At 73.9% G+C, this 13,469-nt stretch carries 15 protein-coding genes; 6 read left to right on the forward strand and 9 right to left on the reverse strand.

The features are described from left to right. The first annotated feature begins 9 nt into the window (after positions 1-9). Positions 10-609, forward strand: a complete 600-nt coding sequence (locus ACVJO7_RS05190; protein WP_491671957.1) for a DUF998 domain-containing protein — start codon at positions 10-12, stop codon at positions 607-609. A 44-nt stretch (positions 610-653) separates the two neighbouring features. Here the strand turns inward: ACVJO7_RS05190 and ACVJO7_RS05195 are convergent, their stop codons facing one another. Continuing rightward, entirely contained in the window at positions 654-1,808 is a 1,155-nt protein-coding gene (locus ACVJO7_RS05195; RefSeq protein WP_344029516.1) for an acyl-CoA dehydrogenase, read from the reverse strand. A gap of 60 nt (positions 1,809-1,868) precedes the next feature. Here ACVJO7_RS05195 and ACVJO7_RS05200 point away from each other — a divergent pair, with 60 nt between their 5' ends. Then, positions 1,869-2,558, forward strand: coding sequence for a TetR family transcriptional regulator (locus ACVJO7_RS05200; RefSeq protein WP_491671958.1), 690 nt, complete (start codon positions 1,869-1,871; stop codon positions 2,556-2,558). 241 nt (positions 2,559-2,799) lie between these two features. On the opposite strand, the gene purE is transcribed toward ACVJO7_RS05200, so the two are convergent. Together purE and ACVJO7_RS05210 are read right to left on the reverse strand one after the other, a co-directional pair. Continuing rightward, positions 2,800-3,315, reverse strand: coding sequence for a 5-(carboxyamino)imidazole ribonucleotide mutase (purE, locus tag ACVJO7_RS05205; RefSeq protein WP_344029509.1), 516 nt, complete (start codon positions 3,313-3,315; stop codon positions 2,800-2,802). Further along, positions 3,315-4,535: a 5-(carboxyamino)imidazole ribonucleotide synthase gene (locus ACVJO7_RS05210; RefSeq protein WP_491671959.1), complete on the reverse strand. Its 1,221-nt coding sequence runs from the start codon at positions 4,533-4,535 to the stop codon at positions 3,315-3,317. The genes purE and ACVJO7_RS05210 overlap by 1 nt, the downstream gene beginning before the upstream one ends. 34 nt (positions 4,536-4,569) lie before the next feature. Between ACVJO7_RS05210 and ACVJO7_RS05215 the strand changes: the two genes are divergently transcribed. After that, on the forward strand, positions 4,570-5,088 hold the full coding sequence (locus tag ACVJO7_RS05215) for a GtrA family protein (protein WP_491671960.1): 519 nt from the start codon (positions 4,570-4,572) through the stop codon (positions 5,086-5,088). Here ACVJO7_RS05215 and ACVJO7_RS05220 read toward each other — a convergent pair. Beyond that, positions 5,085-5,699 carry a TetR/AcrR family transcriptional regulator gene (locus tag ACVJO7_RS05220; RefSeq protein WP_491671961.1) on the reverse strand — a complete coding sequence of 205 codons (615 nt, stop codon included), beginning with the start codon at positions 5,697-5,699 and terminating at the stop codon, positions 5,085-5,087. The two genes, ACVJO7_RS05215 and ACVJO7_RS05220, sit on opposite strands and share 4 nt — an antisense overlap. 128 nt (positions 5,700-5,827) lie before the next feature. Between ACVJO7_RS05220 and ACVJO7_RS05225 the strand changes: the two genes are divergently transcribed. Then, positions 5,828-6,622 (forward strand): SDR family NAD(P)-dependent oxidoreductase, encoded by a 795-nt coding sequence (locus ACVJO7_RS05225; RefSeq protein WP_491671962.1) that lies wholly within the window; start codon positions 5,828-5,830, stop codon positions 6,620-6,622. A gap of 1 nt (position 6,623) precedes the next feature. After that, positions 6,624-8,162, forward strand: coding sequence for an acyl-CoA synthetase (locus ACVJO7_RS05230; RefSeq protein ID WP_491671963.1), 1,539 nt, complete (start codon positions 6,624-6,626; stop codon positions 8,160-8,162). Here ACVJO7_RS05230 and ACVJO7_RS05235 read toward each other — a convergent pair. Both ACVJO7_RS05235 and ACVJO7_RS05240 read right to left on the reverse strand, forming a co-directional pair. Then, positions 8,159-9,433 (reverse strand): sensor histidine kinase, encoded by a 1,275-nt coding sequence (locus tag ACVJO7_RS05235; protein ID WP_344029493.1) that lies wholly within the window; start codon positions 9,431-9,433, stop codon positions 8,159-8,161. The two genes, ACVJO7_RS05230 and ACVJO7_RS05235, sit on opposite strands and share 4 nt — an antisense overlap. A gap of 3 nt (positions 9,434-9,436) precedes the next feature. Next, a complete protein-coding gene (locus ACVJO7_RS05240) occupies positions 9,437-10,093 on the reverse strand; it encodes a response regulator transcription factor (RefSeq protein ID WP_344029248.1) in 657 nt (218 codons plus the stop codon). Between the two features lie 74 nt (positions 10,094-10,167). Here ACVJO7_RS05240 and ACVJO7_RS05245 point away from each other — a divergent pair, with 74 nt between their 5' ends. Further along, the gene (locus tag ACVJO7_RS05245) at positions 10,168-11,019 is read left to right on the forward strand and encodes an inositol monophosphatase family protein (RefSeq protein ID WP_491671964.1); all 852 of its coding nucleotides are present in this window, start codon (positions 10,168-10,170) and stop codon (positions 11,017-11,019) included. Here the strand turns inward: ACVJO7_RS05245 and ACVJO7_RS05250 are convergent. From ACVJO7_RS05250 to ACVJO7_RS05260, 3 genes are all read right to left on the reverse strand, one after another. After that, on the reverse strand, positions 10,994-11,929 hold the full coding sequence (locus ACVJO7_RS05250; protein ID WP_491671965.1) for a hydroxymethylglutaryl-CoA lyase: 936 nt from the start codon (positions 11,927-11,929) through the stop codon (positions 10,994-10,996). The genes ACVJO7_RS05245 and ACVJO7_RS05250 overlap by 26 nt on opposite strands. After that, on the reverse strand, positions 11,926-12,507 hold the full coding sequence (locus tag ACVJO7_RS05255; RefSeq protein ID WP_491671966.1) for a PH domain-containing protein: 582 nt from the start codon (positions 12,505-12,507) through the stop codon (positions 11,926-11,928). Before ACVJO7_RS05255 ends, ACVJO7_RS05250 begins: the two co-directional genes overlap by 4 nt. A 98-nt stretch (positions 12,508-12,605) precedes the next feature. Then, on the reverse strand, positions 12,606-13,460 hold the full coding sequence (locus tag ACVJO7_RS05260; protein WP_491671967.1) for a biotin--[acetyl-CoA-carboxylase] ligase: 855 nt from the start codon (positions 13,458-13,460) through the stop codon (positions 12,606-12,608). Between the last annotated feature and the right edge of the window lie 9 nt (positions 13,461-13,469).

Below are 13,469 nucleotides of genomic sequence, written 5' to 3' on the forward strand. Positions count from 1 at the left end.
CTGTCCCTTATGACGGCTCTTCTGTGGACCGGAGCACTCGGCTCGTGGCTGTTCGTCGTCACCTTCCTGATCGACGGCGCCACCCGGCCCGGCTACAGCCCGGTCCGGCATCCGGTCAGCGCGCTCGCGCTCGGGCCGCGCGGCGGGATCCAGACGGCGAACTTCGTCGTCTGTGGGCTCGCGATCACCACCGGCGCGCTCGCGCTCGCGCCGACGCACGTCCTGCTGGGCGTGGCCGTCGGCGTCTTCGGGCTGGCACTGGTCGCGTCCGGGGTGTTCCGGATGGACCCGATGCGCGGCTATCCCCCCGGCACGCCCGACGGCACGCCGGAGACGACGACCCGGCGGCACGACCTGCACGACCACGCCGGAGCGGTGGTGTTCCTCGCCCTACCGGTCGCAGCCGCGATCGCCGCCTTCACGCTGGCCGATACCGGCTGGCGCTGGTACTCGGGCGTGACGGCCGCGCTGCTGCTCGCCGGGTTCGGCGCGTTCGGCACCGCGTGGGAGAACGACGACCCGCGGGCCGGGCTGGTGCAGCGCGTGGTGATCGGGGTGGGCTGGCTGTGGCTCGGCCTGGTGTTCGCGCACGTCGCACTGCTCGGCTGAGCGGGCGCCGGGACCCCACCACCGGGCTCAGCGCCCCGCTCGTCTCACTTGAGCAGGTTGCGCGCCATCACCATCCGCTGGATCTGGTTGGTGCCCTCGTAGATCTGGGTGATCTTGGCGTCGCGCATCATCCGCTCGACCGGGAAGTCCCGGGTGTACCCGGCGCCGCCGAGCAGCTGCACGGCGTCGGTGGTCACCTGCATCGCGGTGTCGGAGGCGAAGCACTTCGCGGCCGAGGAGATGAAGCCGAGATCGGCCTCGCCGCGCTCGGCGCGGGACGCGGCGACGTACACCAGCTGCCGGGCCGCCTCGACCTTCATGGCCATGTCGGCGAGCATGAACTGCAGCCCCTGGAACTCGGCGAGCGCCTTCCCGAACTGCTTGCGCTCCTTGACGTACGCGGTGGCGACGTCGAGCGCGCCCTGGGCGATGCCGACGGCCTGGGCGCCGATGGTGGGCCGGGTGTGGTCGAGGGTGCGCAGCGCCGTCTTGAACCCGGTGCCCTCGGCGCCGATGATCCGGTCGGCCGGGATGCGGGCGTCGGTGAAGTAGATCTCGCGGGTGGGCGAGCCGTTGATGCCGAGCTTGCGCTCCTTCGGCCCGACCTCGAAGCCGGGGTCGTCCTTGTGCACGACGAACGCGGAGATCCCGTTCGCCTTCTTCTCCGGGTCGGTCACCGCCATCACGGTGTACCAGGTGGACTCGCCGGCGTTGGTGATCCAGCACTTGGTGCCGTTGAGCACCCACTCGTCGCCGTCGCGGCGGGCGCGGGTGCGCATCGAGGCGGCGTCGGAGCCCGCCTCGCGCTCGGACAGCGCGTAGCTGAACATCGCCTCGCCCGCGGCGACCGAGGGGAGCACCTGCTTCTTCAGGTCGTCGGAGGCGGACAGCAGCACCGGGGTGAGGCCGAGGCCGTTCACCCCGGGGATCAGCGACGACGAGCCGCAGACCCGGGCGACCTCCTCGATGACGATGCACCCGGCGAGCTCGTCGGCACCCTCGCCGCCGTACTCCTCGGGGATGATCACGGCGTGGAAACCGGCCTTGACCAGCGCGTCCCGCGCCTCGACCGGGTACCGGGCCTGCTCGTCGACCTCGGCGGCGTGCGGAGCGATCTCCTTCTCCGCCAGGTCCCGCACCGCCTCGCGCAGGGCCTGGTGCTCGTCGCTGAGCCGGTAGCTGTCGAAGTCGCTGTTCATGGTGCGAATCTTAACGGCACTCCGTGCCACGAGGCAACGCGTCTTGCTACCCTCCGTGCCATGACGAGCAGCACTCGCCGCGGGCGTTCCCCCGAGGGGCGTGCGGAGGTCCGGCGGGAGCTGGTCGCCGCGGCCGCCCGGCTGTTCACCGAGCGGGGCTACGACGACACCACGGTCGACGACATCGCGGCCGCGGCCGGCGTCGGCCGCCGGACCTTCTTCCGCTACTTCCGCGGCAAGGAGGACGCGCTGTCGCCCGACCACGAGCGCGGCCTCTCCCGGATCGCCGAGGTGTTCGCCGACGCGCACCCGGACGAGCCGCTGCTGTCGCTGGCACTGCGTGCCGCGGAGACCGTCTTCGATCTCTACACCGTCGACCCGGAGGTCGCCCGGCAGCGGTTCGCGCTGGTCGGCACGGTGCCCGCACTGCGGGACCGGGAGGCCGCCTCGGTGCACCACTACCGGCGGCTGTTCACCCGCGAGCTCGCGGCCCGGCTGACCGGCCGGCCGGACGGCGAGCTGCGCGCCGCGGTGACGGCGGCGGCGCTGGTCGCCGCGCACAACCAGGCGCTGCACCGCTGGCTCGCCGACGGCGCTCGCGACGCGGACCTGCCCGCCTGCGTCGACCACTTCCGCCGGGTCGCGCCGATGCTGCCGCTGGAGGTCGACACCGAGCCGGACCTGGCCGAGGTCACCCGGCGGCTGGAGCGGGCCGCGCTGGCCCTCGAACGGCGCAGCGACTCCCGCTGAACGACCCGGACGTGCGTGATCCCCGGATCCACAGGATCCGGGGATCACGGGTGACCGTCTGGTATTGCCGGCACCACACCGGCTTCCACGACCGTCTCCGGGCCGGGGTCGCCCCCCGCCCGGCAGAACGTGGTGCTAGCTGAGGGCCACCTCACGTGTCCAGTAGCTCATCTGCTCGGACCACCTCCTCTCCCGTGTACCGACACCGTAACCACGTGCTCGGGCCCGGCGCCAGGAGAATTCAGCCCTGCCCGCGCGCGGTCGCCCGCAGCGCCGCGTCCTTGTCCAGCACGGTCCGCTCCAGGTCGGCCTGGAACTCCACCATCGCCTGGCGCAGCGCCTCGTCCCCGGCGCCGAGGATGCGCACGGCGAGCAGCCCGGCGTTGCGGGCGTTCCCGACCGCGACGGTCGCGACCGGCACCCCGGCGGGCATCTGCACGATGGAGAGCAGCGAGTCCATCCCGTCGAGGTACTTCAGCGGCACCGGCACGCCGATCACCGGCAGCGGGGTCGCGGCGGCGACCATCCCGGGCAGGTGCGCGGCGCCGCCCGCCCCGGCGACGATCACCTGCAGCCCGCGGTCGGCGGCGGAGGCGGCGTAGTCGAGCATCCGCTGCGGGGTCCGGTGCGCCGAGTAGACGCCGACCTCCCACGGCACGCCGAACTCGTCCAGCGCCGCACCGGTCGCACTCATCACGGGCCAGTCGGAGTCGCTGCCCATGACCACCCCCACCCGGGGGGTGCTCGCCTCGGCCATCAGGAGTCCTCTCGGGGGTCGTCCGCGTGCGCCGACCAGCCGTCGGCCCACCTCGCCGTGGCCAGCCAGCCGGCGGCCAGCTCGGCGCGCTCCCGCACGGCGTCGCCGTCGGAGCCCAGCACGGTCACGTGGCCGATCTTGCGGGCCGGCCGGCCGTCCTTGGCGTAGAGGTGCACCCGCGCGTCCGGGAAGCGGGCGAAGCAGTGGTGCAGCCGCTCGTCCATCGACATCGCGGGCTCCTCGGGCGCGCCGAGCACGTTCGCCATCACCGCGACCGGCGCGACCGGTGTGGTGGCACCGAGCGGGTAGTCCAGCACCGAGCGCAGGTGCTGCTCGAACTGCGAGGTGACGGAGCCCTCGATCGTCCAGTGCCCGGAGTTGTGCGGGCGCATCGCCAGCTCGTTGATCACGATCTCGCCGGGTGCGGTCTCGAACAGCTCGACCGTCAGCAGCCCGATCACGCCCAGCTCGGCCGCGATCCGCAGGGCGGTCTCCTGGATCCGCGCGGCCGCGTCGTCGCCGAGCCCGGGTGCGGGCGCGGTGACCCGGGCGCACTGGCCGTCGACCTGCAGGGTCTCCACCACCGGCCAGGCGGCCGCCTGACCGAACGGCGACCGGGCCACGCTCGCCGCCAGCTCCCGGACCATCGGCACCGCGGTCTCGACCATCAGCGGGGTGCCGCGCTCGAGCAGGTCGGTGACCAGCGCGGCGTCCGGGCCGCGCAGGAACCAGACGCCGCGGCCGTCGTACCCGCCGCGGGTGGCCTTGAGCACCACCGGCCAGCCGTGCGCCGCGCCGAACGCCTCGACGTCGGCGGCGCCGTCCACCTCCGCGAAGTCGGGCACCGGCAGGCCCATCGCGGCCAGCCGCCTGCGCATGACGAGCTTGTCCTGGGCGTGCACCAGCGCCGACGGCGGCGGCCGCAGCGGGATCCCCGCCTCGGCGAGTGGCCGCAGCACCTCCTGCGGGACGCCCTCGTGGTCGAAGGTGACCGCCGAGCAGCCGACGGCGAGCTCGCGCAGCGCGCCGGCGTCGTCCGGATCGCCGACCACCACGTCCGGGGTGACCCGGGCCGCCGGGTCGTCCGGCGAGGCCGCCAGCACCCGCAGTGTCTGCCCGAGCGCGACGGCCGCCTGGGCGGTCATCCGGGCCAGCTGCCCGCCGCCGACCATGCCGACCGTGGGCAGCCCGCTCTTCCCTGCGCTGTCAACCCTCTCCACAGGACGTGAAGCGTAATCTGGCACGATCGCCCACGTGACGGTGGTGGAGGCGACGCTCGCGCGGATCCCCCAGCCGTACCGTGACAAGGCCATCAAGCACCGCGAACTCATCAAGTTCCTGATGGTCGGCGGCACCACCTGGGTCATCGACACCGTGGTGTTCCTGCTGCTCAAGACGACCGTGCTGGACACCAAGCCGGTCACCGCGAAGGTGTTCGCGGTGCTGGTGGCGACGATCGTGTCGTACGTGCTCAACCGGGAGTGGTCGTTCCGCACCAGGGGCGGCCGCGAGCGGCATCACGAGGCGGCGCTGTTCTTCCTGATCAGCGGGGCCGGGGTGGCCGTGTACTCGGCGCCGCTGGCGATCTCGCGGTACGTGCTCGAGCTGCAGGTGCCGGGCGTCTCGCTGGTCACCCAGGAGATCGCCGACTTCGTGTCCGGGCAGATCGTCGGGACGCTGGCCGGGATGGCGTTCCGCTGGTGGGCGTTCCGCCGGTTCGTCTGGCCGGAGCAGTTCGTGCGACGCCAGCCGGTGCCGCCGACCGCCGACTAGACCCGGGCGGCCGCGCGCACCAGCAGCGGCATGACGTCGTGCACCTCGTCGCGCAGCGTGTCCAGCGCCGCGCCGTCGCCGGACAGGTGGCCGAGCAGCGCCTGCTGGAAGATGCCGTCGAGCATGCCGTAGGCGGTGTGCGGGGGCAGTGCGGGCTCGGCCACGGCGAGCTCGGCGTAGCGGACGACGACCCGCCACACCATCTCCTCCAACGTCCGGTCGATCTGCTCGACGGGCTCGCGCAGGCTCTCCTCGAACATGCTCTGCGCGCGCAGGTCGTACCAGAGGCGGTGCATCGGGGCCTCCTCGACGATCGTCTCGCGCAGCTTGCCGGCGAACGCCGCCACCAGGCCGTCCGCGGTCGTCGCGCCGGCCACCGCGCCGTCGTAGCGGGTGACGCAGACCGCCTTGTACCGCCGCACGCAGTAGACGATGAGATCGAGCTTGTCGGCGAAGTAGTAGTGCACCACCCCGTGGCTGAACGGCGAGTTGTTCGCGATCTCGCGCAGCGACGACCGCGCGTAGCCGAGCTCGCCGAGCGTCCGCAGCGCGGAGTCGGCGAGCGCACGACGCCGCGCGTCGTGCTTGTCGACCGGATTCGCCCGCGCCATGACCGGGACTCTAACCGATCACCGGACGACCGGTCACAGAAAACTTGACATCTGGCCGGAGATTTCTTGACAGCCGGATGGATCATCGCCCATGGTGTGGTCCCCATCACCTGCACACAGGAGTGCCAGTGACCCAGATCGATCTGACCGGCCGTACCGCACTCGTCACCGGAGGAGCCCAGGGTCTGGGCGAGGGCATGGCCCGGGCGCTGGCCGCCGCGGGGGCCCGGGTGGTGATCGCCGACGTCCAGGAGGAGCTCGGCGGCAAGCTCGCCGAGGCGCTCGGCGACCAGCACGGGGCCGTCCGGCTCGACGTGACCGACGACGCGTCCTGGTCGGCCGCCGTCGCCACCACCGTCGAGCGGTTCGGCGGCCTCGACGTCGTCGTGAACAACGCCGGGATCGAGGTCACCCAGCTCCTCGTCGACACCGAGCCGGACGACGTCCGCCGGATGCTCGAGGTCAACGTCGTCGGCACCATGCTGGGGATCAAGCACGCCTTCCGGGCGATGCGCCCGGGCGGCCCGGCCGGCCGCGGCGGCACCGTCGTCAACGTCGCCTCGGTCGCCGCGACCATCGCGTTCCCGGCGATCGGCGGGTACTCCGCGACCAAGTCCGCCGTCGACCGGCTGACCAGGGTCGCCGCGATGGAGTCCGGCAAGCTCGGCTACGGGGTGCGGGTCAACTGCGTGTACCCCGGGCTGGTCCCGACCGCGATGGGCCAGAAGCTGGCCGTCGAGACGTCCGGGCTGGGGCTGTTCGAGAGCCCCGAGGCCGCGGTCGGCGCGGTGATCGAGCTGACCCCGTCCGGCCGGCTCGGCGAGGTCACCGACATCGCCGACGCGGTCGCCTTCCTCGCCTCCGACGCCGCCCGCTTCGTCAACGGCGCCGGGCTGCCCGTCGACGGCGGGATGGGCATGTGAGATGCGCCTGATCGACCACCTGGACAAGGGTGTGTCGCTGGGCCCCGACGCACCGTGCCTGGTCTGCGACGGCGAGATCCGCAGCTACGGCGAGGTGCGGGAGCTCGGCGACCGGATCGCCGCCGCCCTCGCCGCCGCGGGGGTCGAGCCGGGTGACCGGGTGGCGGTGCTGTCCGCGAACGATCCCACCGCGTTCACCTGCGTGTTCGGCATCAGCCGGGCCGGCGCCGTGTGGTGCCCGGTCAACCCGCGCAACGAGGCCGCCGAGAACCGCGAGCTGCTCGACCTGTTCGGCTGCTCGGTGCTGGTGTTCCAGGCGGCGTTCGCGCCGCTGGTGGACGCGATCCGGCACGACCTGCCCGGGCTGCGGACGCTGGTCTGCCTGGACGGCGATCCCGGCTGGGCGCTGGGCTGGGAGACCTTCCTGGCCGGCGGCACCGGGCCGGTCGACCGGCCCTGCCCGGACGACGTGGCGATGATCGTCGGCACCGGGGGCACCACCGGGCGCCCCAAGGGTGTCGTGCTGACCGGCACGAACATCGAGACGATGACGGCGATCACGCTGATGAGCTACCCGTGGCCGGCCCGCGGCGGGCGGCCGGTCTACCTGGCGCTCGCCCCGCTCACGCACGCCGCCGGGGTGCTCTGCTTCCCGGTGCTGTGCCGGGGCGGCTCGGTCGTCGTGATGCGCAGCCCGGACGTCGGCGGCTTCCTCGACCACGTCGAGCGGCACCGGGTCACGCACACCTTCCTGCCGCCGACACTGATCTACATGGTGCTCGACCATCCCTCGCTCGACCGGCGGGACCTGTCGTCGCTGCAGTGCTTCTGGTACGGCGCCGCACCGATGTCGGTGACCCGCCTGGAGGAGGCGCTGACCCGGATCGGGCCGGTGATGGCCCAGCTCTTCGGCCAGACCGAGGCGCCGATGATGATCTCGACGATGCCCCCGGAGGACCACTTCGGCCCGGACGGGGAGCCCGCGCGGGCCCGGCTGTCCTCTGCCGGGCGGCCGTCCCCGCTGGTCACCGTCGCCGTGATGGACGACGGCGGGCGGCTGCTCGGCCGGGGCGAGCGCGGCGAGATCGTCGTCCGCGGCTCGCTGGTGATGCGCGGCTACCACCGCGATCCCGATGCCACCGCCCAGGCGTCGGCACACGGCTGGCACCACACCGGCGACATCGGCTACCTCGACGACGACGGGTTCCTGTTCATCGTCGACCGGGCCAAGGACATGGTCATCACCGGCGGCTTCAACGTGTACTCCGCCGAGGTGGAGCAGGCCCTGATGGCCCATCCCGGGATCGCCGACTGCGCCGTGGTGGGGCTGCCGGACGACAAGTGGGGCGAGCGGGTCACCGCCGTCCTGCAGCTGCGCCCCGGCGCCGAGCTGGACACCGCGGAGCTGACGTCGTTCGTCAAGGGCCGGATCGGCGCCGTCAAGACACCGAAGCAGATCGAGATCTGGCCGGACCTGCCGCGCTCCAAGATCGGCAAGGTGCTGAAGACCGAGATCAAGAAGCAGCTCGCCGCGCCCTAGCGGGGGCCGGTCCGCTCCGCCGCCGGCGCACCGGCCGCGACGTCGTCGGTGCGGGCCGCGGGCAGGTAGATCCGGAAGACCGGCGGCCGGGCCCGGTAGAGCTCCAGCCGCCCGCCGTCGGCCTCCACCAGGGTGCGGGCCAGCGCCAGCCCCAGGCCGGTCGACGACTGCGCGGACACCCCGCGGTCGAACACGTGCGGGACGAGCTCCTCCGGCACCCCGGGGCCGGTGTCGGAGACCTCCACCTGCAACGCGTTGTCCGCGGCCCGCGCGCTGATCGTCACCTGGCCGTCGCCGTGCTGCACCGAGTTGTCCACCAGCGCGCCGACGGCCTCCCGCAGCCGGGCCGCGGTGACCCGGGCGAGCATCCCGTCCGGCACCCGCAACCGCAGCGACCGCCCGGCCCGCGACAGCGGCACCCGCCACTCCTGCGCTACCTCCTCCAGCGCCTCGGCCAGGTCGACCGGCTCGGCGCCCACCGCGCGGGCGGCGCGGGCGGACTCCAGCAGGTCGTCGAGCACCCCGGTCAGCCGCTCGGTCTGTTCCAGCGCGGCCAGCGCCTCCCGGCGGGCGTCCGGATCGGGATGGGTGGACAGCTCGTCGAGCCGCAGCTGCAGCGCGGTGATCCGGCTGCGCAGCTGGTGCGACACGTCCCCGACCAGCGCCCGCTCGCGCTGCAGCAGCTGTGCCAGCGCCGTCGCCGAGGAGTCGAGCACCTCCGAGACCCGGTCCAGCTCGGCGATGTCGTAGCGGGCCGGGGAGCGGCGGAAGTCCCCGGCACCCAGCCGGGCCGCCCGGGCCGCGAGATCGCGCAGCGGATCGGACAGCCGGCGCGCGGTGTAGATCGCGACCCCGGTGCCGACCGTCACCGAGAAGCCGACCAGCAGCATCACCACCAGGACGACCTGGGTCTGCTGGGCCCGCATGATCGCGGTCGGCTGGGCCAGGGTGATCGTCCCGCCCGGCCCGAACGGCAGCGACTCGGCGACCGGGTCGACCACCTCGCGGACGCCGTACTCCATCGTCGGCGTGTCCGGGATCTCGATGGTGAGCCTGCTGTTCGCCGGGATCGCCAGCTCGATCGCGCCCGGCGGTGGCGCGGCGGTGCCGCTGTTCTCCAGGGTCCCGGTCAGCTGCTCGAGCCGCTGGGTCAGCTCCGCGCGGGTGAAGTCCTCGACGAGCTGCCAGGTCGCGAGCGCCAGCGGACCGCCCAGGAACAGCGCCGTCACCGCGACGGTGAGCAGCGTCGAGACCAGGATCCGGCGGCGCATCGGTCAGTCCGCGTTGTAGCGGAACCCGACCCCGCGGACGGTCGCGATGCGCTTCTCGCCGCCGATCTTGCGGCGCAGCCACGACATGTGCATGTCCAGCGTCTTCGACGACTTCATGTCGGCGTCGCCCCACACCGCGTGCAGGATCTCCTCCCGGGTGACGACCTGCCCGGCGTGCGTCATCAGCACCCGCAGCAGCTCGAACTCCTTGTTCGCGAGGGTGACCTCCTCGCCGTCGAGCAGCACCCGGCGCCCGGAGAGCTCCATCCGCAGGCCCCCCACCTCGACGACGTCCTGGGTGCGGCGGCGCAGCAGCGCCCGCACCCGGGCGAGCAGCTCGGCGAGCCGGAACGGCTTAGACACGTAGTCGTCGGCGCCGGCGTCGAGACCGACCACGAAGTCGACCTCGTCGGTGCGCGCGGTGAGCATCAGCACCGGCAGATCGGACCGGGCGGCCCGGACCCGCCGGCACACCTCCAGGCCGTCCATGCCGGGCAGTCCGAGATCGAGCACGAGCAGGTCCGCCGGGTCACGGGTGACCCGGTCCAGCGCCCCGAGCCCGTCCGACACGACCTCGACGTCGTATCCCTCCCGCTGCAGTGCCCGGGAGAGCGGCTCGGCGATCGCCGCATCGTCCTCGGCAAGCACCACGGTGGTCATCGTGCCGAGCATAGGCCCGCCGGCCCGGGACGGGGTCGCGGAGCCGTGCGTGTGGACTGGCATGCTCGCCGAACGTGAGCCCCGAGCAGAACGTGCCCGCCGACCCGCGTGACCTCGATCTCGCGCTGCGGCTGGCGGATCTCGCCGACGCGATCACCCTCCCCCGGTTCCGGGCGGCCGACCTGCGGGTCACCCGGAAGCCGGACCGCACGCCGGTGACCGACGCGGACACCGCCGCCGAGGACGCGATCCGCGCGGCGCTCGGCCACGAGCGCCCGCGGGACGCCGTGCTCGGCGAGGAGCGCGGTGCGAGCGGCGGCGCGCCGACCGGGCGCGGCTGGGTGGTCGATCCGATCGACGGCACCAAGAACTTCTCCCGGGGCGTGCCCGCCTGGGCGACGCTGATCGCGCTGGTCGTCGACGGTGTGCCGGTGGTCGGCGTGGTCAGCGCGCCGGCCCTGCACCGGCGCTGGTGGGGCGCGACCGGCGCCGGGGCGTGGGCCCGCGACCTGCCGTCCGGCACCCCGCACCGGATCACGGTGTCCGGCGTCTCGGACGTCGCCGACGCCTACGTCTCCACCACCAACCAGGACACCTTCCGCACCGAGCCCGGGCCGGTCTCCCGGGACGGCTGGACCGCGCTCACCGAGGTGTGCTGGGAGTCCCGCGCGTTCGGCGACTTCTGGCAGCACTGCCTGGTCGCCGAGGGCGTGCTCGACGTGGCCGTGGAACCGGCGGCGAATCCGTGGGACCTGGCCGCACCGGCCGCCGTCGTCGCCGAGGCCGGTGGCCGGCTGACCGACCTGACCGGGAACCCGACCTACGCCGGCGGGCACGGGCTGACCAGCAACGGACTGCTGCACGACGACGTGCTGGGCGTGCTCCGCGGGACGGCCGGGGTCAGGACTCCGGCGCCAGCGCGGTGACCACCCGCGACGGCGACGGCCGGCCCAGGTGCCCGGCCATCCAGACGCTGGTGTCGACCAGCGCCCGCAGGTCGGCGCCGTGCGCGATGCCCAGCCCGTCGAGCATCCACACCAGGTCCTCGGTGGCGAGGTTGCCGGTCGCCGACCCGGCGTACGGGCAGCCGCCCAGACCGCCCGCGCTGGCGTCCACCGTCGTCACGCCGCGGCGCAGCGCGGCGAGGGTGTTGGCCAGCGCCTGGCCGTAGGTGTCGTGGAAGTGCACGGCGATCCGGTCGACGCCGACACCGCGCGCGGCGCAGGCGTCCAGCACCGCTCCGACGTGCGCCGGGGTGGCGACGCCGATCGTGTCGCCCAGCGAGAGCTGGTCGCAGCCCATCTCCATCAGCCGGGCCCCCACCGCGGCCGCCTGGTCCGGGTCGACGCCGCCCTCCCACGGGTCGCCGAACACCATCGACACGTACGCGCGCACCCGCAGGCCCTCGCGCACGGCGCGGGTGACGGTCGGCTCGAACATCGCGAACTGCTCGTCGAGGGTCCGGTTGAGGTTGCGCTTCGCGAAGGTCTCGGTGGCCGAGGCGAACACCGCGACGTGGTCGCAGCCCGCCTCGATCGCCCGGTCCAGGCCGCGCTCGTTCGGCGTCAGCACCGGGTAGTCGAGCCCGTCGCGGCGGTGCAGCCGGGCCAGCAGGTCGGCGGCGTCGGCGAGCTGCGGGACCCACTTCGGGTGCACGAAGCTGGTCGCCTCCAGGGTGCGCAGCCCGGCGTCGGCGAGCCGGTCCAGGAACTCCGCCTTGATCTCGACCGGGATCACGGCCGACTCGTTCTGCAGGCCGTCGCGCGGCCCGACCTCGTAGATCTCGACACGCTCGGGGAGATCGGCGTCGCGCACCGTCGTCGGCAGGCTGCTCACGCCCCCATCCTCTCCCGGGCCGCGGCACCCGCACGCCCCCGGAGGGATGTGCGCTGCGTCTCCCCCGGCGCCGTGTCCGCCGCGCCGCGCCGCGCGCTCCCGGTCCGGCCGATCTCCCGGTGCAGCCGGGCCTGCACCCGCTCCACCACCGGGACGTGCCGGAAGGTCAGCCGCTCCCCCGCCACGTCCAGCGCCAGGGTGCCGCAGCCCAGCAGCCGTTCGACGGTGGTGCTGCGGACCCGCACCGCGTCGATCCGGTCGATCGGCACGTCCAGCCCCTCCCGGGCGCCCATCCCCTCCCGGACGACGAACCGCAGGTTCGTCACGAGCAGGTGCGAGCAGCGCCAGCGGACCAGCGGCAGCACCGTCGTCCGGGTCACGGCGAGCCCGGCCAGCACGCCGAGCAGCGCCCACGCCCAGGGCGCCCACACCTGCAACCGCACCACCGCCGCGGCGAACCCGGCCACCGCCGCCACCAGCAGCAGCGCGCAGGCCGGGCGCAGGCACAACCGCCAGTGCGGCCGGCCGAGCAGCACGACGCGCTCGTCCTCGCCGAGCGCGTCGTCCGGGAACGCCATGACCCCAGGCTAGAACGGCGCGGGCCGGTCGCCGGGCCGACGCGCGGTGCGAACCCGCTGGTCAGCGCAACGGGTGAGCCGGCTGAGCCGGCGGTGTGCTACGGATGATCGGCCGCGCGCAGGTGCACGATGTCGCCGGCGGCGACCGCGACCCGGTCGCCGTTCTCCAGGTGCACCAGCAGCCTGCCCTGCGGGTCGACGTCCTCGGCCATCCCCACCATGTGGTCGCCGCCGGGGCGCTCCACCCGGACCCGGGAGCCGAGGCTGGCGCAGCGCGACCGGTAGTCCGACCGGAGCCCGCACGCGTCGGCGTCCCCGCCGGCGTCGCGCCACTCGGCCTCGCGCAGGTACAGGTGCCCGAGCAGCGCCACGACGACCTCGGGGCGGGTCGCGCTCAGCCCGTGCGCGGCCAGCGAGGTCGCCCCCCACGGCAGCTCGTGCGGCGGGGTGGCGACGTTCAGACCGATGCCCAGCACGACGCCCGGCCCGCCACCGGACACCGCCGTCATCTCGGCCAGGATGCCGGCGGCCTTGCCCCGGGACGGCCCGGCGAGCAGGTCGTTCGGCCACTTCAGGGCGGCCGGGAGGCCCGGCGCCACCTCGGTGACCGCGTCCACCAGCGCCACCCCGGCCAGCATCGGCAGCCAGCCCAGCCGGTCGGCTGGCACCCCCTCGGGGCGCCACAGCACCGACATCGTGATCGCCGCACCGGGCCGCGAGGTCCAGGTGCGGTCCAGCCGGCCGCGGCCGCGCACCTGCTCCTCGGCGATCAGCACCGACCGGTCCGGCGCGCCCCGACCGGCCTCGGCGAGCAGGTCGGCGTTCGTGGAGCCGGTGGAGGCGACCACGTCCAGCGCCGTCCAGCCGCCCGCCGGGCGCAGCACCGCCGTGCGCAGGGCGTACACGTCCAGCGGTTCGTCGGCACCCTCGTCGGGGTTCGTCCCGGTCGTCATCACCGCGCA

The sequence above is a fragment of the Pseudonocardia sp. DxW genome, assembly GCF_058448985.1.